An 18,430-nucleotide genomic window follows, 5' to 3' on the forward strand; every position below is an offset into this window, starting at 1 on the left:
TCAGTGGCCCCCGGAGGGCAGCGAGCGCGCGAGCTCGGCCGCGGTCGCAATCAGCTGCGGGATCATCGTCCCGAAGGCGTCCTGGATCTTGGGGTCGACCTTTCTGGTGCGCACCCCCGCAGCGTAAGTCTTTTCCAGCACGATGCCGAGCTTCCAATTGGCCAGCACCAGGTAGTAGTCGATGTTCTCGGTCGACAGCCCGCTGACCGTCTCGTAGTGCGCCAGCAATTCGCTTCGGCGGGGCATGCCGCTCATGTCCAGATAGAACCCGTCGGCGCGCGGCTCTTCACCGTCGTAGCCGAGCAGGCACCACGCCAGGTCCAGCAGCGGATCGCCGACCGTCGTCATCTCCCAGTCCACGATCGCGGCGAGCCGCGCCGGCGCGCCGTGGGCGAACATCACGTTGGCGAATTGGTAGTCGCCGTGCATGATGCCCGGTCGGTACTGCGCGGGCCGGTTGTCGCGCAGCCAAGCCGCGGCCTCGTCCAGGCCGGGCAGCTCGCGCACCTGGTAGGCGCTCAGGAACGCCAGCCAGCGATCGACCTGCCGGTCGTGGAATCCGTCCGGGCGGCCGAAGCCCTCCAGCCCTTGGGCGCGCCAATCCACCCGGCCCAGCTTGGCCGCGCCCTCGACGAGTTCGAAGGCCAGCCCGCGGCGGGCGTTCAATTCGGTGTCGAACGGCGGTTGCCACCCGCCGTCCATCGGGCTCCAGCCGTCGATGGCCTGCATGACATAGAAGGGCATCCCGAGGACGGTGCCGGTGTCGTCGGCCGCGATCAGCGCCGCGTGCGGGACGTCGGTGCCGGACAGCGCTCGCACCAGCCGGATCTCGCGCAGCAAGCCGTCGATGCGGGCGGCGTCGGCGCGGGCACCGGGCATTCGCAGCACCATCCGCTCGCCGCCGCGCTCGAGCAGGTACAGCGTGTTCTGCGAACCGCCCTTGAGCTGTTGCAGCCGCGGTTCTTCGCCGCTTCCCGGTGCGTCGTTCGCATCCAGCCAGCGACCGAGCATGCCCGCATCCAGTTGGGACTGGTCTACCGTCGTCATTCGCACACCCCGCTCTCTGTGCGGAGAATAGCATTCTCCCGACGGACCGCCGACCTTTCGGCTCCCGCGTGCGCCCGCATTTTGCGGCGGCCGGTCCGCGTGCTTTGAATGAACACGTCGCGCCCCGCACAGACAGGAACCAACACATGCAATTGCTTCTGGTCCGGCACGCGCTGCCGCTGCGCAGCGAACACGGCGAGGGTTCCGATCCCGACCTGTCGGACGAGGGACTGGCGCAGATCGAGCGGCTACCCAGGGCGCTCGACCGCTTTCCGATCTCCCGGGTGGTGAGCAGCCCCCAGCGGCGCGCCATCCAGACCGCCCAACCCGTCGCGACGGCGCGGGAACTCACGGTGGAGATCGACGAGCGATTCGCCGAATACGACCGTGACCTTCCCCTGTACATCCCCGTCGAGCAGATCCGCGAGGAAATGCCCGAGGAGTGGGCGCGCCTGGCCCAAGGGCACCTGCCCAGCGCGGTCGACGAGGACGCGTTCCTGGCGCGGGTGCGCGCGGCCGTCGACGACCTCGTCGTCGCCGCCGAACCCGAGGACACCGTCGCGGTGTTCAGCCACGGCGGGGTGATCAACGTCCTGCTGCACCAGATTCTGGGGACGTCCCGGCTGTTGTCGTTTCCGGTCGACTACGCGTCGATCACCCGGTTGCTGTTCTCCCGATCCGGTCAGGCGACGGTGGCGGGGGTCAACGGGGTCGAGCACGTGTGGGACCTGCTGCCGCGAAATCAGAGGTGGTAAACAAGTCCGGTGACTTCAGCTGACCAACTCGAAGGGCTGGACCTGGCCTCGCTGGACGCCTACCTGCGTTCGCTGGGCATCGGGCGCGACGGTGAGTTGCGCGCGGAGTTCATCTCCGGTGGCCGCTCCAATCTGACGTTCCGGGTCTACGACGACGCGACCAGCTGGCTGGTGCGGCGCCCGCCGCTGCACGGGCTGACCCCGTCGGCGCACGACATGGCGCGCGAGTACCGGGTGGTCGCCGCGCTGCGGGACACACCTGTACCGGTGGCGCGCGCGATCGCGCTGTGCGAGGACGAATCCGTGCTGGGCGCCCCGTTCCAGATCGTCGAATTCGTCGCCGGCCAGGTGGTGCGCCGCCGCGCGCAGCTGGAAGCCTTCAGCCACACCGTCATCGAGGGCTGCGTCGACTCGCTGATCCGGGTCCTCGTCGACCTGCACAACGTCGACCCGGCGGCCGTCGGCCTGTCCGATTTCGGCAAGCCCAGCGGTTACCTGGAGCGCCAGGTGCGGCGGTGGGGCTCGCAGTGGGCGTTGGTGCGGCTGCCCGACGACCGCCGCGACGCCGACGTCGAACGTCTCCATTCCGGCTTGCAGGAAACCATTCCCCAGCAGAGCCGCACGTCGATCGTGCACGGCGACTACCGGATCGACAACACCATCCTGGACGCCGACGACCCGACGAAGGTGCGCGCCGTCGTCGACTGGGAGCTGTCCACCCTCGGCGACCCGCTGTCCGACGCGGCCCTGATGTGCGTGTACCGCGACCCCGCGCTGGACCTGATCGTCAACGCCCAGGCCGCCTGGACCTCGCCGCTGCTGCCGACGGCCGACGAGCTGGCCGACCGGTATTCGTTGGTCGCCGGCCTGCCGCTGGCGCATTGGGAGTTCTACATGGCGCTGGCCTACTTCAAGCTCGCGATCATCGCCGCGGGCATCGACTTTCGCAGGCGGATGTCCGACCAGGCCCGCGGGATGGACACCGACCACATGCCGGAGGTCGTGGCGCCGCTGATCTCCCGCGGGCTGGCCGAGCTGGCCAAGCTGCCCGGCTGAGGCGCGCTAACCCTTACGCGCCGCCGCGTGGTGCTTCTTGGCCGCCCGGCGCAGCTGCAATATCCGCGCGGTGCCGACGGCCACCGTGATCAGGCCGCCGACCACCGCCGCCAGCAAAATGGCCACCCCCAGCGGCAGGCGCCAGTGCCAGCCCAAGAACGTAAAGGGGGTCTCCGCCGTGTTCTGGGTGATGAAGATCAGCAACAGAATCAGGATCAGGAAGCCGCCGATCAGGGACGACCACAGCGCACCGGCGCGGGTGAACCCGATCGCCGGTTCCTTGGGCGCGGTGCCCGGTGTGGGCGCCGCGGCGGGTTTGGCGGGCGGCTGGCTGGGCGAGGCAGGGGTGTGGCTGCTCATAGTGTCATCTTGGTCCCATCGGGCGAGGAATGAAACCAAACCGCGCAACCGGCCTGCCGGGTCCCGGCGCCCGCGCGATTCTGCCGTTAGTGTCGGCGGTATGACGATGCCGTCGCGCGCGCACCGCGCGAGCATCCAAACGGCGGTGTGGCTCACGGCGATCTGCGTTCTCGCGGCGTGCAGCAGCTCCGACCCGCTGGGCGGCGCGGTCAGCAGCCCCAAATCCATCGTGGTGGGGTCGGGTGACTTCCCGGAATCTCAGATCATCGCCGAGATCTACGCACAAGCATTGCAGGCCAACGGTTTCGACGTGGGCCGGCGGATGGGGATCGGCAGCCGGGAGACCTATATTCCCGCGCTCAAAGACCATTCCATCGACCTGGTGCCCGAGTACATCGGCAACCTGCTGCTGTACTTCGCGCCCGAGTCGACGGCGACCATACTGGACGCCGTCGAGTTGGAACTCGACCGCAAACTTCCCGGGGACTTGGCGATCCTGACTCCGTCGCCGGCGTCCGACACCGACACCGTGACCGTGACCGGTGACACGGCTAATGCCTGGAAGCTGAAGACGATCGCCGATTTGGCGGCCTATTCGGCGGATGTGAGGTTCGGCGCGCCCTCGGCGTTCGCGACCCGGCCGGCCGGACTGCCGGGTCTGCGGCAGAAGTACGGACTCGACATCAGGCCCGGCAACTTCGTCGCCATCGACGACGGCGGCGGCGCGGTGACGGTGCGCGCCCTGGTGGAGGGAAGGGTCAACGCCGCAAACGTTTTCACCACGTCACCGGCCATCCCGCAGAATCACTTGGTGGTGCTCGACGACCCCGCGCACAACTTCTTGGCCGGCAACATCGTGCCGCTGCTGAACTCGCAGAAGAAGTCGGACCGGCTCAAGGAGGTGCTGGACGCCGTGTCGGCGAGGCTGACCACCGCCGGGGTGGCCGGACTCAACGCCGCGGTGGCGGGGAACTCCGGCGTCGATCCAGATCAGGCCGCGCGGAAATGGCTGCGGGACAACGGCTTCAATCATCCGGTCGGCCAATGATCGTCTTCGACGAAGTGAGCAAGGCCTTCGCCGACGGAACCACCGCGGTGGACCGGTTGAGCCTGACGGTCCCGAGCGGGGAGTTGACCGTCTTCGTCGGTTCGTCTGGCAGCGGAAAGACCACGGCGCTGCGCATGATCAACCGCATGATCGAGCCGACATCCGGTGTCATCACCGTCGACGGGGTGGACGTGTCCACCCTCGACCCGGTGCGGCTACGCCTCGGCATCGGCTACGTCATCCAGCACGCCGGACTGATGCCGCACCTTCGGGTGATCGACAACGTCGCAACGGTTCCGGTGCTGAAGGGGCAATCTCGGCGGTCGGCCCGCGCCGCCGCCTACGGGGTGCTCGAACGCGTCGGGCTGGACGCCCGGCTCGCCGGCCGCTACCCCACGCAGCTGTCCGGCGGTGAGCAACAACGCGTCGGCGTGGCCCGTGCGTTGGCCGCCGACCCGCCCATCCTGTTGATGGACGAGCCGTTCTCGGCCGTCGACCCGGTCGTCCGGCTCGATCTGCAGAACGAAATCCTGCGGCTGCAAAGCGAATTACACAAGACGATCGTGTTCGTCACCCACGACATCGACGAAGCGCTCAAGCTCGCCGACAAGGTCGCGGTGTTCCGGGCCGGGTCGTTACAGCAGTACGACGACCCGGCGCGGTTGCTGTCGCGCCCGGCCAACGATTTCGTGGCAAGGTTCATCGGCCTGGGCCGGGGCTACCGCTGGCTGCAACTCATCGATGCCGCCGGCCTGCCGTTGCACGACGTGCAGCGCATCCCGGCGGATGACCTGTCCAGGATCTGCCCGGCGGATGGCTGGGCGGTGGTGGTGGATGGCGCCGGCGCGCCGCTGGGCTGGATCGACACCGAAGGGGTGCGCCGGCATCGCGGGGGTGCGTCGTTGTCCGACAGCATGAGCGGCGTCGGCTCGCTGTTTCGTCCCCACGGCAACCTCAGCCACGCGCTGGACGCGGCGCTGTCGTCGCCGTCGGGGGTGGGCATCGCCGTCGACGATGGCGGCAGGGTCATCGGCGGTGTGCTCGCCGGCGACGTGCTGGCCGCGGTGGAAGCCCGACGGCGGGGCTGAGCGATGCACTACCTGCTCACCCACCTCGATGACGCCTGGGCGCTGACTCTCGTCCATCTGCGGCTGTCGTTGGTGCCGGTGCTGATCGGCCTGGCGATCGCGGTCCCACTGGGCGCGGCGGTGCAGCGTGCGCCGGTTGCGCGACGGCTGACGACGGCCACCGCGAGCGTGGTGTTCACCATCCCGTCGCTGGCGCTGTTCGTGGTCTTGCCGATGATCATCGGGACCCGGATCCTCGACGAGGCCAACGTCATGGTCGCGCTGACCGCCTACACCGCGGCGCTGCTGGTGCGGGCGGTGCTCGAGGCGCTGGACGCGGTGCCGGCCCCGGTGCGTGACGCCGCCACCGCGGTCGGCTACTCGCCGATCACGCGAATGCTGAAAGTCGAACTGCCGCTGTCTGTTCCGGTTCTGGTGGCTGGGCTGCGGGTGGTGGTGGTGACCAACATCGCGATGGTCTCGGTGGGTTCGGTGATCGGCATCGGCGGCCTGGGTGCCTGGTTCACCGAGGGCTACCAGACCAACAAGAGCGACCAGATCCTCGGGGGCATCATCGCGCTCTTCGCGCTGGCGATCGTCATCGACGCGTTGATCGTGGTGGCGGGCCGGCTGGTCACACCGTGGGAGCGGGCCGCGCGCCCGCCGCGCCGACGGTCGGTGGTGGCCCCGATCGTGGGCGGCGCGCGATGAACTTCGTGCAGGGCGCCGTCGCCTTCCTGTTGACCGCCGAGAACTGGACGGGTCCGGTCGGGCTGGCGGCGCGGGTCTTGGAGCATCTCGAGTACACGGCGCTCGCGGTGGGCGCCTCGGCCCTGATCGCCATTCCCGCCGGGCTGATCATCGGGCACACCGGCCGCGGCACCCTGCTGGTGGTGGGCGCGGTCAACGGGTTGCGCGCCCTGCCGACGCTGGGCGTGCTGCTGCTCGGAACGCTGCTGTTCGGGCTCGGCGTTGGGCCGCCACTGGTCGCCCTGATGCTGCTGGGTGTCCCGGCGCTGCTGGCCGGCACGTATGCGGGGATCGCCAACGTCGAGCCGGCCGTGGTCGACGCCGCCCGCGCGATGGGAATGACGGAGGCTCAGGTGCTCCGGGTGGAGGCGCGCAACGCGCTGCCGTTGATCCTGGGCGGGTTGCGCAGCGCCACGCTGCAGGTGGTCGCCACCGCGACGGTCGCGGCCTACGCGAGTCTCGGCGGGCTGGGCAGATACCTGATCGACGGAATCAAGGAACGCGAATTTCACCTCGCCCTGGTCGGCGCCTTCATGGTGGCCGCGTTGGCGCTCGCGCTCGACGGGCTGCTGGCGTTGGCGGTGTGGGCATCGGTGCCGGGCGGCGACCGCCTGCGCATGGCCGCCGGCCGGCGCGAGCGCCGGGCAGGTACCCGACCGTCGACGGGCACGATTACGGTAGATGAGTGAACACAGATTCCTCTGATTCGAGTCGGCGCGTATGGCAGGCGATGCTCACCTGGCGTGCACAGGACGTATCGCGGATGGAATCGGTACGAATTCAGGTGTCCGGCAAGAGAATCAAGGCCAATGGCCGCATCGTGGCCGCCGCCACCGCAACCAATCCGGCGTTCGGCGCGTACTACGACTTGCAGACCGACGAGACCGGTGCCACCAAGCGGCTCGGCATGACCGTCACGCTGGCCGAGCGGGAACGTGTGATCTCCATCGCCCGTGATGAAGAGAACATGTGGCTGGTCACCGACCATCAGGGCGAGCACCGGGCGGGGTACAACGGAGCCCTCGACTGCGACGTGGTGTTCAGCCCGTTCTTCAACGCGTTGCCGATCCGCCGGCTCGGCCTCCACGAAAGGCCGGACTCGGTCACACTGCCGGTGGTCTATGTCAATCTGCCTGACATGTCCATCACCGCGGACGTCGTGAGCTACAGCAGCTCGGGCGGCCTCGACGGCATCAAGCTGCGCTCCCCGGTCGCCGATACCGTCGTGAGCGTCGACGAAGAGGGGTTCATCGTCGACTATCCAGGCTTGGCAGAGCGGATCTGATCACCCCGCCCGCCCGGCCGGCGGCGGCCAGCTCCTCGCGCCAGTTCTCGGCGCCGATGACGACGTGGAAAATCTCGGAACGCGGGAAGTTGTCGTAGCGCGTCCGGGCGGCGTGCCCGGCCTCGACGAGTTCGGCCACCGAATTGTTCCCGACCAGGGATTCACGGGCCCGGCTCAGCAGCTCGATGACCCGGTCGGCGGCCGGCACCAGCTGGTCGGAGTTGCCCTCACACATCGCGCGCACCAGGTCGGGGGCGGTGGCGGCCACCCTGGTGCCGTCGCGGAAAGATCCGGCGGCCAGCGCGAAGGCCAGCGGGACCTCCCCGGCGATGACCGCCAGGGCCTCGGCGAGCAGGTGCGGCAGGTGTGAGATGGCGGCCGCCGCGGCGTCGTGGTCGTCGGACTTGGCCGGCACCACCACCGCGCCGCAATCCAGCGCCAGCGTCATCACCATCGACCACACCGCCGGGTCGACGTGGTCGTCCACGCTGACCACCCACGGCGCCCTGGTGAACAGGCCGGGGTTGCCCGCGCCCCAGCCCGAATGAGCGGTGCCGGTCATCGGGTGACCACCGACGAAACGTTCCTGCAGACCGGCCGCGACGACCTCGTCGAGCACCGCCCGTTTGACGCTGGTGACGTCGGTCAACGGACAGTTCGGGGCCAGTTCGCCCACGTGGGCGAGCATGCCGGCCATCGCCGGCATGGGCACCGCCAGGACGATCAGCGCGCCGGTTTCGGCTGCGCGGGTCAACGTGACCGTCAGGTCGGTGCTGGCGTCGAAACCGTCGGCGGCGGCTCCGCGTGCACCTTCCACCGACCGGTTGTAGCCGAACACCTCCCGGCCCGCCGCCTCGGCGGCCCGCATGATCGAGCCGCCGATCAGGCCCAGCCCGAGCACGCACACCGGTGGTTGAGAAACGGGGCTAGCCACAGACCAAGGTTGGCACAACCCGGCGGCGCGGTGCGGTCAGACGTTGCCGCGTTTCGCTCCATCTGGTCAGGGGGCCTCGTCTGCGACTACCGTAAGCGGCCATGGGAGCACAACGGGCCCCAGCCCAAGGCCCGTCCGCGGATACGCCGGACGGTTTCGGCGTAGCGGTCGTGCGCGAAGAGGGCCAGTGGCGGTGTTCCCCGATGGCCCGGAAATCGCTGATGAGCCTCAAGGCCGCCGAGACGGAGCTGCGGGAGCTGCGCAGCGCCGGCGCGGTGTTCGGGCTGCTGGACGTGGACGACGAGTTCTTCGTGATCGTGCGCCCGGCGCCGTCGGGCACGCGGCTGCTGTTGTCGGACGCCACCGCCGCGTTGGACTACGACATCGCCGCCGAAGTGCTGGACAAGCTTGACGCCGACATCGACCCCGAGGATCTGGAGGATTCGGATCCTTTCGAGGAGGGCGACCTCGGGTTGTTGGCCGACATCGGCCTGCCCGAGGCGGTGCTGGGCGTGATCCTCGACGAGGCCGACCTGTACGCGGACGAGCAGCTTGGCCGCATCGCCCGGGAGATGGGCTTCGCCGACCAGCTGTCGGCCGTGATCGACCGCATCGGTCGGTGATCGCGAGCGCGGCGAAGCCGGGCGATGCGGGTCGCCGCCATCAGGCCCGGTCGGTGATCGCGAGCGCGGCGAAGCCGGGCGATGCGGGTCGCCGCCATCAGGCCCGGTCGGTGATCGGTGACGAAGACCTGATCCGTGCCGCGTTGTCGGTCGCGGCGACGGCGGGTCCCCGCGACGTGCCCATCGGTGCGGTGGTCGTCGGGGCCGACGGAACCGAACTGGCCCGCGCGGTGAATGCCCGGGAAGCTCTGGGCGATCCCACGGCGCACGCCGAGATCCTGGCGCTGCGCGCGGCCGCCGGCGTCCTCGGCGACGGCTGGCGGCTGGAGGGCGCCACTCTCGCGGTCACCGTCGAACCGTGCACCATGTGCGCCGGCGCACTGGTCCTGGCCCGCATCGGCCGGCTCGTGTTCGGCGCGTGGGAACCCAAGACCGGAGCGGTCGGATCCCTATGGGACGTGGTCCGCGATCGGCGGCTCAACCATCGGCCGCAAGTACGCGGCGGCGTGCTCGCCGAAGAGTGCGCCGCACCGCTGGAGGCCTTCTTCGCCCGCCAGCGATTGGGGTGAGGGGCTCACGGTTAGGTAAGCTGCTCGGCGGTGGCGTGTCCGAGCGGCCTAAGGAGCACGCCTCGAAAGCGTGTGACGGCTAACACCGTCCGAGGGTTCAAATCCCTCCGCCACCGCCAAAGCTGTCAGCGCGTTCGCGTAGCTAGACAGCCTGTTTTTCTGTTCGCTGGGCGCCACCGCGGCCGCCTCGTGAGCACACTTTGAGCGCATTCCTGCGTGAATGTCTGGCACAAAGCGTCGCAGCGACGGTCGCTTCCCCGGAGCATTCGCTCAGCGCTGCCTAGCCGGGCCCAGCCTCGCCGGCCGGCGGCCAGTACCCCGTGGAGCCCCAGCTGCAGGCATTCTCGCCCACGCCGCCGACGAAGCCACCGGGCGGCGGTCCCGCATGGAGTCGAGCCACTGCGGACGCGCGGCCAGCTGACTCATTCGCGTGCTGCAAGACTTCGAGCGCCGATTCTGCCGTGGCGGAGCACGACCCGAAGCGTCATCGCCCGGTTAACTGGCTGGTGATATCAACGCCGGCCCCGGGGTCGTGGTGGTGGTCGTTCGGATCGCGACATTCTCCATACAGGAGAATCTGCCCTCGGCTGTGGTCCGAAGGTATGTACCCCAAGTTGGCGGTGACACCGTCTTTATTGAGGGTGGTGCCGTGGAGGTGCTGTCCTGGCGGGGCGCCATCGTTCCAGCCGTTTGCGCGCATTGCATCGCGGACGTGCTGGAAGTAGCTGTCGGGGTCTCCCTGCAGCAAAAACCCGATGGTGACCCTGCCTTGATAAGGGGGATCGCCCTGATCGTTGCACGAGGCGAAGGAGAATCCGCCGTCCACGCCTTGAAGATTGGCGATGGCCACGATTTGTTTGGCGGGTTCGATGACTTGTGCCATGGTCTGGTCATCGGTGAGTGGGTGGGCTGAATCATCGAATGGATTTGTCGATGGACCCGAAGAATGCGGTTTGTTCATCACCAGTGCACACCCTCCCAACAGCATGACGATGAGTGCGAGGGCAGCAAGCCCCGCTTTCTGCGGCCCCCTGCCTGGGGACTCAGTGGTGGTGTTCAGCATCGAAGTAATGATCGCTGGTAACGGATCCAGGTGAGCGGTCCCACTCCGGGTCGACAAATGCCGGCGTCTGGGGGCCTACATTGACCGGCCCGAGCCCGGGAATATTGATCTGCACGCCCGGCTGATGACGATGCCCCGCCGTCATCCCGTCGGCTTGCAGTGCATCGCCATGACCCGAGGCGATGTCGGCCATACTGTGTAGCGCCTCGCCTCCGAGGTTGTAGTACTGCGAATGGTCGTGCCGGGCGTTGATGCCGTCAGAACCGGGTACTTCCGCGCGGAACCGAACCGATCCGAAGCCGTCGGCGGCCGGATCGACCCCCAGGCCCGGGTCCGTGCCGAGCCACTGGCCACCGATGTCTCCTCCAAATATGGACTTGCTCAGACCATTTGATTCGCCGATCAGACTGATCGGGTCGGTGGACGCCGCTCCCACATAAACGTGGCCGCCATCGAGGTGGAAGTCGGCAGCGCTGTGGGCCATGTCGGTTCCGGGGCAGCCGATGAGCACCGCGTCGTTTGCGTGCATATTGTGCATGGCGAAGGCATCCGCGACCGTCGTCGAGCCGTAAGAGTGGCCCAGCACCGTGACGTGTTGGCCGCCGCCTAGGTGCGTAGCCCACAGGCCGTTCACATCTTGCGTCAGCGCCTCGCTGCCGGTGCGGGCGAGCATGGGTGTCGAGATGCGTTGGAGGTCTTTGAAGTCGTTAGGAGCGTCATAGCCCATCCACGCAATCACCGCCGTGGGGTTGTTCGGGTCGGCGGCGTTAGCTTGTCCGTAGAGGTTCAGTGCGTCGTTGTGGCCCTCGTGCAGCCAGCCGCCTTTGACGCTGCTGCTGGTGCCGGGGACGATCACGGCGGTGTTCTTGGCCGTGTCGGGGTTGCCGATGCAGACCGCAGCGCGTCCCTTGCCTCCGAATGCCGTGGGATCGTATGCGAAGAGGTAGACAGGGTTATGGCCGTGATCAGAGTCGTGGTCGAGGCCCTGCTTGGTCTCGTCGGCGTTGTGGTAGCGGGTGATGTCGGTGTCGGACAGTCCGTATTTCCCGGGGTCACGGAGGACATCGTCGACTGAGACCCCGCTGCGGTTGGCGATGTCGCGCACGCGGCTGAGGTCTTGGTTCATCACTGAAATGTTGGCGTCACTGCGGGCGAGGACTGGGACGCCGTTGAGGTTGCCGATCTTGTCGGGGTGCTCAGCGATGAACCTCTGGCGTTGTTCGGGTGTCAGGGATGTCCACCACCGGTTCACGTCCTCTGGCTTCGTATTCGGCGGCGGGATTTGAGGATCTGCGTCCGCTTGCTCGAGATCCTCCGGGGCAAAGCCATCGGTGCGTAGATTCCCCAGTGCCGACTCCAGCGTTGCCGAGTATCCGTTGCGGATGGAATTCACCTGGTTGAGAGCATCTCGTGTTTCATCGACGGCATCGGCCTTGGCGTCGTTGATCAACGATTGCAGTTGAGACCGGCTGTGTGCGTCAAGTGTGGGATCGTCCAAATCCTTCTTCGCTGCGCCGATTAGTTTGTCGAGCAATTGCAGCTGACGCTCCAGCGCAGCGATGACCTGGCTTCCGGCTTTTTGCGCCTCGGCCAACGCAGCTGCGATGTTTTCCAGATCAGCCCCGATCTTGGGCAGCTGAAGGGACTGCGCGCCAAGCGATTTGACCACCCGCTGAACCTCGGCCGAGTCGTTGATCGGGTGGTCGCCATTCTGGTGGTTCCACGCGGCGTCAAATCGGCTGCGGGCGAACTGGAAAGCGTGTTCCGCCTCCTCCGTGCACCGGCCAGCGTCATGAAAGGCCCCAGCTAGACGAGAGATCTCATACGGGCTGCCAGCCTGCAGGCTGTCATTGACTGCCCACGGATCACCGCCGGCCCCCGCGATTAATTCTGCTTCGCTCAGGTTTGCAAGCTGCATCGCATCGGCTGCGGCCGGCCAGCACTGACGAACACGGTCGCCCCCTTCTGGGTCGATGTAACCGTACTGCTGTGGTTCCAGCGGTCAAGTCACTGATGCCGTCCCGACCTGTTCGATTCGTGTTCCGCGAACCATCATCGCGAGGAGCATTAGATCACGGTTGGGGCTAATGTCACGCAGTCTGCGCTATGTTGACGATTTCGGATTTTGACTTTGATCGAATGATGTAGGTCGTCCTGCTCTCGCCCATCGGCACCCATTCGTCGTGCAGCCAAACTGCGGCAACGTAGACGCGCGGCGCTCGACGAGGCTGACGAAGAGCTGCGCCAGCTCATCCGCGAGGGATTCGAGCACGGAATCTCGCGCGAGAAGACGGCCGAGGCGGCGGGCGTGTCATTGCCGCACGTCCCACCAACTCCGCGACGGCCGCTAGATCACCGGCCTCACGCCTTGGCGAAGCAGTACATCCGGTATTCCATAGGTCCGCCGCTTTGCAGGCCCTGGTACGTATTCCATACAAATTGGTACCCACGGGTGACGGCGAAGCTGCGCGCGAAGGCCGGCACAAGTGCGTTGACCACCGCCATCCACCACTGTGAGTTCTTCTCCATCCCGCGCATGACCTCTGAATTGATCATCCGCTGCGAAAGAATCCGCATCGGCGCCTCGGCTAATTCTGCTTCCCAGGTGGCAGTGCCCGCGGTGAGGCGGAAATCGGCGTAGAGGAAATGCCCGCCGGGGCGCAGCACACGTACAACCTCGGAGAGGAATCGGGGAAACTGCGCGTAGAGGTGTGAGGATTCGATGTTGATCACCGCGTCGAACGATTCGTCCGGGAAAGGCAGGTTCTCGGCGTCACCTTCCACGAACTTCAGGCCGGCAAGATTGTGCCTTTCCCGGCAAAAGGCCACACCGGCCGGATTCAAATCCAGTCCCGTGTATGACGCTGGGTGCAGGGTGCGGGTGAGGTAGGAGGCTCCGCCGCCGTGACCGCAACCGACCTCCAGCACGTCCTTACCGCGGAGGTCGACCTGAGTTGCCGTGCGGTGATAAAGCTGGATGAAATACCGGTTCGGTTCGTCGGAGGGCGCCAGCGGAACGCCCATTGGTGGATCTTCTTCATAACCGTAATTGAGGAACACAACGTCATTGACGGACAGCTTGCGTGTTAAGTAGCGGTAGAAAAACTTCTGATAAAAGTACTCGTGAATATACTGCGCGTACTTCGCGCTGGCCTTATCCCACAGGAGGCGGCGAAAGCCGCGCTGTTGACCCTGCAGCGCCATGGCCGGAGCATAGCAAAAGCCAGCTTGATCCTGATCGGATTCAGCGCGATCGACTTAACCCGGCTTCCGCCAGACCGGCGGCCGTTCTTGAGTGCGGTGCCACCGTTTTCTGGATGGGTTCAAAAGTGCACCAAAGGTGTTCGGCCCTGAGTGGGCCGCCGCCCGTCACGAGCGAGGCCGACCCCGTACCAGAGGGGGCCGGTGGATGCGCTCGGCCGCCCGATGGGGACCTTCCCTGCAGCGAATGGGTTGTGATTCCCGGCAGTCCCGGCCGAAGGTGGATAGCATTGCCTCACGGACAACTGCACGGCGCGCAGTAAGAGGCCACATGACGAACAAAGTCGCGATCGCCGCCATCTTCTCGTCTTGCTGTGTCCTCATGGTGGCTGTGGGCACGGCCGCTGAATTCGTGGCGCACGCAGACGATTCGGTCGCTGTCCTGTACAGCGGCGTCAACGGGCTTCGCCAACCTTGCGGGCCGCTCACAGACGACCCGCGTTTGAGGGTGGCGGCGCAGTGGCACGCCGACGATATGTTGCGCACCGGTTTAAGCGGCCATATCGGTTCCGACGGGTCTTCGCCGCGGACGCGCATCGCAGAAGCCGGCTACACCCGGGCCCCCGCCACGGGTGAGATTGTCTTCTGGGGCACCGGCTCAGCCGCGAATCCCACCCAGGCCCTCGACTCGTGGATGCAAAGCCCTCCGCACCGAGGGATCATCATGAATTGCGCCTTCACCGCGGCCGGCTTCGCCACCGCCTGGGATGGCAACAAGATGACCGTGGTGGGTGATTTCGCGGCTTCCTAGCCCTTGCTCTGCCGGACATTCGTTGCTCGACCAGACCAGCGACGCAGGGTCGGCCCGCGGCGTCGGTTGGTCGGTGTCTCGGTTCGCGCGGCTCGCTGTCGTCGCGGTCCTCATGATGACCGCGGGTGTCAGTACGTCTCACAAGCACGAATCGGCCTCGAGATCGGCGACGATGGGCCGATAATCCATGCCCGAAGAGTGCAAACCTGCCGAGGGGCAACGGATGAAGTGTCGGTGACGGTGGCGGGATGCTGCCAATCAAATGCGCTCAGGCGGCGTCTACACATGGGGCAGCCAACCGGAGCCGTGTGGGGACAGCACAAATCCGCGACCTTGCGCGTCTTTGCACGCGGTGGTGCCGGAGTTATCCACCCCGCAAATCACGCCATCCACAGTGATGGAGTGGAAAGGCGGTAGCGTTTTCAGTGGATGCCCGTAAACCTGACCGTTGGGCGCGATGGGATTGCCGGACTGCACCAAGCCGGAGGTCGTTCCGATCGCGTTCACAGTGCCTGGTTCGGCAGCAGGCGGGATACCGGGAAAATTGTTGCCGGTGCATTGAGCCTGACCGGAAAAAAAGTCGCACGTTATACCGTCTGGCGTAAGAAAATACACGGTATTGAGAGGGGTTCGGCCCGTATTGGGGAGCCCTATCGTGTAATCTTCTACATTTACTTTCGTAAAGTTGTTGATGTCCGGAAATGTAGGCGTGTCGGCGTGCGCACTGCAGCTGGTCAAGAGTGCGCTCAGAATTGCTGCGGCAACCGCCGGTGTCTTATAAATCATATTATGATCCTGTCATCCTATCATTCACCGAGTCGCACTGACCTGAAATTCTCGAGTGTTATACGGAGTGTTCGCTGTCGTATTCCACTGACTTACAAGCAAATTCAGGTGATCGAGCGTAGATCCAGGCATGATAAATCCACCGTAATTCTGTGGCAAGAAATTAGCCCCCTCATGATTGCTCTGCTGTGCAACAACGGTCGGTCCAACGCTGAGCACTTTCGTGGGGTCGTCCGCCACGCGAACTTCGACATTCCCCGTTCCTTGATTAAATCCCGAAAGCACCGCCTTGCCGCTGACGTCCCGGAAACTGATTTCACCAAAGGGTGTTTGGCTAACAGGCACCGTTGCGACTTCTCCTGCATTGCCCCATCCGGATCCGTTCCACGGTTGCCATTTACCGCGGTCGGTGACTTGGTCAGCATCAACTCGGTACATCGTGACGCCCTGGCTGCGGTCGAAAGAGTTAGCCGCGATGTACACCTTGCCGTCTTTGGCCTGAAAGCCGCTGATCTGGGTGGGCTGGCTCGCCAAGCTTGTTCCCGGGTGGGTGCCCGGGGGAACGGGATCATTCGGATTCGGCAGATTTGGCGTCCAGGGACGCCAAGACTTGTCGATCGGTTTCCAACCTTCTGCGGGGTTGCCGGTGGCCTTGACGAGCCAGGACCCCCCGGTGGGATTCAGGTTGTCGGTGCCCGCCACCATCATGTACGTGGTGCCGTCTCGCATCCGGATACTCCCGGCAGGCAAAGTGTCGGTTTTCCCTGCTTCGGGCGGCGGCGGGAACAGAACACTGGTGCTCTTGTCGTCCCCGGTCAGCGGCGGACCGAAGTGCGGACGCCCCTGTGCATCGAAGGTGACCGGTACAGCAACAGACGGGTAGTGCTTGCCGTCGTAGGCCTTATCGCCGGTGAATGAATCGCCGAAGATCGCAAGAAATTTCGTGGGCTGCCCGTTCTCTCCCGGCACCTCGACGACCTCGCCAAGATCTGCCGCGCCGATCCCCGGTATGCCGGGCACGGCACCGGTACCGGCGATCGGCCCGAGGTCTCGCACCTCACCCCGCAACGGACGCTCCATGGTGTCGTCGACGGCGGCGGGTGGGTCGTAGCCCTCGCTGTGCAACGAGCCCAGCGCTTTGTGCAAGGTATCCGAGTAGCCGTTGCGGATGGAGTTCATCTGTTTCACCGCGTCGCGGACGTCGTCCACGGCGTCGGCGTGGGCGGCTTCCATGATCATGCGCAGCTTTGCTACCTCCTTCGGCGGAAGGCTGGGATCCCGCAGATCCGCTTGCGCGGCGCCATAAAGCTCGTCGAGCCAATGCAACTGATGCTCTAAGGTGGCGATCTCGGCGGCACCCTGCTTCTGCGCATCGGCCAAGGCGCCGGCGATGTTCTCCAAGTCTGCGCCGATCTTGGGCAGTTGCTCCGATTGGGCGCCAAGGGATTTCGTCAACCGCTGCACTTCCGCGGAGTCGTTGATCGGGTTGTCGCCGTTCTGGTGGTTCCACGACTCGCGGAAGCGCTGCTGGGCAATCTGGAAGGCATGGTCGGCTTCGGCGGTGTGTCGGCCCGCGGCATAAAACGTCTCAGCCAGGCGTGAGATTTGAAATGGGCTACCCGCTTGCAGGCTCCGGTTGATCGCCCAGGGGTCGCCCCCGGCCGAGGCGATCAGCTCCGGCTCGCTCAGATGAGTCAGAGTCATCGCCGCCCCCTTCCCGCGGGTCAACCCTACTACCGCAAAAAGGGCATTCAACGGCGAATTCGGCTAACCGAACGGCCCCGCTCAAGCCTGGGTGCCGGCCAGCTTTCGGGTCGTCAGCGCCTCGCTGTCCCTGAAGGGTCGGCCGTCGGGCGCGAGCAGGTCGTGGAACCAGACTTTCGGGATCGTGGTGTACGGGTGGTCCCACGATTCCCAGGGAAAGTAGGTCTGCGTCTTGCCGGCGACCAGGCCCCAGTTGATGGCTCCGACGTTGTGGCGCTTGGCCACCGGCAGAATGGCCTCGACGGTGCTGCCCCGTGGCCGCGCCATGTACTCCGTGCACAGGATCGGTCTGCCGAGCGGGGCGAGCTCGCCGATCCGGGACTCGAAGCCCGCGGGGTCGGCGTAGGAATGGAACGTGATCACGTCGGCGTTGGCCAGCTGAATATCGCTGATTGCGCTGCGGCCCTGGGGTTGTCCCCAGTCGCCGCGCCACACGCCGCTGGTGAGCGGTTGGCTGGGGTCCACCGCGCGCGCCCAGCGGAATACCTGCGGCAGCAGATTGCCGACGAGCTGTTCCTTGTCGCTGCGCTCGGTGTTGCGGTATTGGCGTGCCGGGTTGTCGGGCTCGTTCCACAGATCCCAGCCCAGGATGCGGTCGTCGTTGCGGAACTGCGTCAACACGGCCGTGACGTAGTCGCGCATGACGCCGGTGTAGCGGGGGTCGCCCAAGCGTTCGGCGCCCGGGCTCTGCACCCAGCCGGAGTTGTGCACCCCGGGCGTCGGCGGGCGCTGGCGGCCCGCCCGGGGCGCCGGGTCCCAGCATGAGTCGAAGAACACGAACAGCGGTTTGATGCGGTGGCGCGCGGCGATGTCGACGAACTGCGCGAGCCGCGTCTGAAAGCCGCGCTGGTCCTGGGCCCACAGCTGATCGTGCAGGAACACCCGGGCGGTGTTGTGTCCGTAGAACCTGGCCCAGCCGAGCTCGGTGTCGATGCGCCGCGGGTCGTAGGTGTCTGGCTGGAACATCTCGAGCTGGTTGATGGCGTTGGAGGTGATGTAGTTCGACCCGACGAGGAAGCCCTGCGCCTGGTACCAGCGGTTCGCCCGGTCGGCGGGCCACCGGCCGCGTTCCTCCGCGGAGGCGCGGGGGGCTCGCGCCAGCGCGGTGCCTGCTGCCAGCAAAAGTGGCAGCTTGAGGGCCGTTCTTCGGTGCACGATGTGACGATAAATTTTCCCGGCCATTTCCCCGGGATTTGCTCAGCGCGTCGCGCCGGCTTGACGTGGGAATTGTTATCGCTCCGTCACCCGCACCGCTTAACTCTTTCTCAGGAAAAGTTTTGCATACCCAAACAGTTGCCTGGTGCTATGATT

19 protein-coding genes and 1 tRNA gene are annotated in these 18,430 nt (G+C 66.0%); 11 read left to right on the forward strand and 9 right to left on the reverse strand.

Annotated features, from left to right (window positions below):
• The gene (locus U8D42_RS23615; RefSeq protein WP_322860855.1) at nt 1-1,047 is read right to left on the reverse strand and encodes a phosphotransferase family protein; all 1,047 of its coding nucleotides are present in this window, start codon (nt 1,045-1,047) and stop codon (nt 1-3) included.
• Between the two features lie 146 nt (nt 1,048-1,193).
• On the opposite strand from U8D42_RS23615, the gene U8D42_RS23620 reads away from it, so the two are divergent.
• Both U8D42_RS23620 and U8D42_RS23625 read left to right on the forward strand, forming a co-directional pair.
• A complete protein-coding gene (locus U8D42_RS23620; protein ID WP_085242524.1) occupies nt 1,194-1,802 on the forward strand; it encodes a histidine phosphatase family protein in 609 nt (202 codons plus the stop codon).
• A 9-nt stretch (nt 1,803-1,811) separates the two neighbouring features.
• Nucleotides 1,812-2,858: a phosphotransferase family protein gene (locus tag U8D42_RS23625; protein WP_085242525.1), complete on the forward strand. Its 1,047-nt coding sequence runs from the start codon at nt 1,812-1,814 to the stop codon at nt 2,856-2,858.
• 6 nt (nt 2,859-2,864) lie between these two features.
• On the opposite strand, the gene U8D42_RS23630 is transcribed toward U8D42_RS23625, so the two are convergent.
• Nucleotides 2,865-3,218: a LapA family protein gene (locus U8D42_RS23630; RefSeq protein ID WP_322860854.1), complete on the reverse strand. Its 354-nt coding sequence runs from the start codon at nt 3,216-3,218 to the stop codon at nt 2,865-2,867.
• Between the two features lie 100 nt (nt 3,219-3,318).
• On the opposite strand from U8D42_RS23630, the gene U8D42_RS23635 reads away from it, so the two are divergent.
• From U8D42_RS23635 to U8D42_RS23655, 5 genes are read left to right on the forward strand one after another with little or no spacing between them, the layout of a single operon-like run.
• Nucleotides 3,319-4,266, forward strand: a complete 948-nt coding sequence (locus tag U8D42_RS23635) for an ABC transporter substrate-binding protein (RefSeq protein ID WP_322860853.1) — start codon at nt 3,319-3,321, stop codon at nt 4,264-4,266.
• Nucleotides 4,263-5,354, forward strand: a complete 1,092-nt coding sequence (locus tag U8D42_RS23640; protein WP_322860852.1) for an ABC transporter ATP-binding protein — start codon at nt 4,263-4,265, stop codon at nt 5,352-5,354. The genes U8D42_RS23635 and U8D42_RS23640 overlap by 4 nt, the downstream gene beginning before the upstream one ends.
• A gap of 3 nt (nt 5,355-5,357) precedes the next feature.
• Nucleotides 5,358-6,044: an ABC transporter permease gene (locus U8D42_RS23645; protein WP_322860851.1), complete on the forward strand. Its 687-nt coding sequence runs from the start codon at nt 5,358-5,360 to the stop codon at nt 6,042-6,044.
• Complete coding sequence (locus U8D42_RS23650; protein WP_085242550.1) at nt 6,041-6,772, forward strand: ABC transporter permease; 732 nt, start codon at nt 6,041-6,043, stop codon at nt 6,770-6,772. The genes U8D42_RS23645 and U8D42_RS23650 overlap by 4 nt, the downstream gene beginning before the upstream one ends.
• A 41-nt stretch (nt 6,773-6,813) precedes the next feature.
• Nucleotides 6,814-7,368: a putative glycolipid-binding domain-containing protein gene (locus U8D42_RS23655; RefSeq protein ID WP_420845686.1), complete on the forward strand. Its 555-nt coding sequence runs from the start codon at nt 6,814-6,816 to the stop codon at nt 7,366-7,368.
• Here the strand turns inward: U8D42_RS23655 and U8D42_RS23660 are convergent.
• The gene (locus U8D42_RS23660) at nt 7,331-8,275 is read right to left on the reverse strand and encodes a prephenate dehydrogenase (protein WP_322860878.1); all 945 of its coding nucleotides are present in this window, start codon (nt 8,273-8,275) and stop codon (nt 7,331-7,333) included. The genes U8D42_RS23655 and U8D42_RS23660 overlap by 38 nt on opposite strands.
• A 128-nt stretch (nt 8,276-8,403) precedes the next feature.
• On the opposite strand from U8D42_RS23660, the gene U8D42_RS23665 reads away from it, so the two are divergent.
• From U8D42_RS23665 to U8D42_RS23675, 3 genes are all read left to right on the forward strand, one after another.
• Nucleotides 8,404-8,925, forward strand: a complete 522-nt coding sequence (locus U8D42_RS23665) for a tRNA adenosine deaminase-associated protein (RefSeq protein ID WP_085242532.1) — start codon at nt 8,404-8,406, stop codon at nt 8,923-8,925.
• Nucleotides 8,926-9,035: 110 nt separating this feature from the next.
• The gene (locus tag U8D42_RS23670; protein WP_085242551.1) at nt 9,036-9,494 is read left to right on the forward strand and encodes a nucleoside deaminase; all 459 of its coding nucleotides are present in this window, start codon (nt 9,036-9,038) and stop codon (nt 9,492-9,494) included.
• 29 nt (nt 9,495-9,523) lie between these two features.
• Nucleotides 9,524-9,613, forward strand: a tRNA-Ser gene (locus tag U8D42_RS23675).
• Between the two features lie 365 nt (nt 9,614-9,978).
• Here the strand turns inward: U8D42_RS23675 and U8D42_RS23680 are convergent.
• The 3 genes from U8D42_RS23680 to mtf2 form a co-directional block, all read right to left on the reverse strand.
• Nucleotides 9,979-10,557, reverse strand: coding sequence for a hypothetical protein (locus U8D42_RS23680; protein WP_322860850.1), 579 nt, complete (start codon nt 10,555-10,557; stop codon nt 9,979-9,981).
• Nucleotides 10,538-12,475, reverse strand: a complete 1,938-nt coding sequence (locus tag U8D42_RS23685) for an alpha/beta hydrolase (protein ID WP_322860849.1) — start codon at nt 12,473-12,475, stop codon at nt 10,538-10,540. Before U8D42_RS23685 ends, U8D42_RS23680 begins: the two co-directional genes overlap by 20 nt.
• Before the next feature lie 443 nt (nt 12,476-12,918).
• Nucleotides 12,919-13,761 (reverse strand): fatty-acid O-methyltransferase Mtf2, encoded by an 843-nt coding sequence (mtf2, locus tag U8D42_RS23690; RefSeq protein WP_085241216.1) that lies wholly within the window; start codon nt 13,759-13,761, stop codon nt 12,919-12,921.
• A gap of 328 nt (nt 13,762-14,089) precedes the next feature.
• Here mtf2 and U8D42_RS23695 point away from each other — a divergent pair, with 328 nt between their 5' ends.
• Nucleotides 14,090-14,569: a CAP domain-containing protein gene (locus U8D42_RS23695; protein WP_322860848.1), complete on the forward strand. Its 480-nt coding sequence runs from the start codon at nt 14,090-14,092 to the stop codon at nt 14,567-14,569.
• Nucleotides 14,570-14,848: 279 nt separating this feature from the next.
• On the opposite strand, the gene U8D42_RS23700 is transcribed toward U8D42_RS23695, so the two are convergent.
• The 3 genes from U8D42_RS23700 to U8D42_RS23710 all read right to left on the reverse strand — a co-directional run bounded on the left by U8D42_RS23700 (nt 14,849) and on the right by U8D42_RS23710 (nt 18,274).
• Nucleotides 14,849-15,355, reverse strand: a complete 507-nt coding sequence (locus U8D42_RS23700) for a hypothetical protein (protein ID WP_322860847.1) — start codon at nt 15,353-15,355, stop codon at nt 14,849-14,851.
• Between the two features lie 24 nt (nt 15,356-15,379).
• The gene (locus U8D42_RS23705; RefSeq protein ID WP_322860846.1) at nt 15,380-17,059 is read right to left on the reverse strand and encodes a DUF4185 domain-containing protein; all 1,680 of its coding nucleotides are present in this window, start codon (nt 17,057-17,059) and stop codon (nt 15,380-15,382) included.
• Nucleotides 17,060-17,140: 81 nt separating this feature from the next.
• Nucleotides 17,141-18,274: a 1,4-beta-xylanase gene (locus U8D42_RS23710; RefSeq protein ID WP_322860845.1), complete on the reverse strand. Its 1,134-nt coding sequence runs from the start codon at nt 18,272-18,274 to the stop codon at nt 17,141-17,143.
• Between the last annotated feature and the right edge of the window lie 156 nt (nt 18,275-18,430).

This window comes from Mycobacterium europaeum (genome assembly GCF_034555895.2).
Lineage (GTDB): Bacteria > Actinomycetota > Actinomycetes > Mycobacteriales > Mycobacteriaceae > Mycobacterium > Mycobacterium europaeum.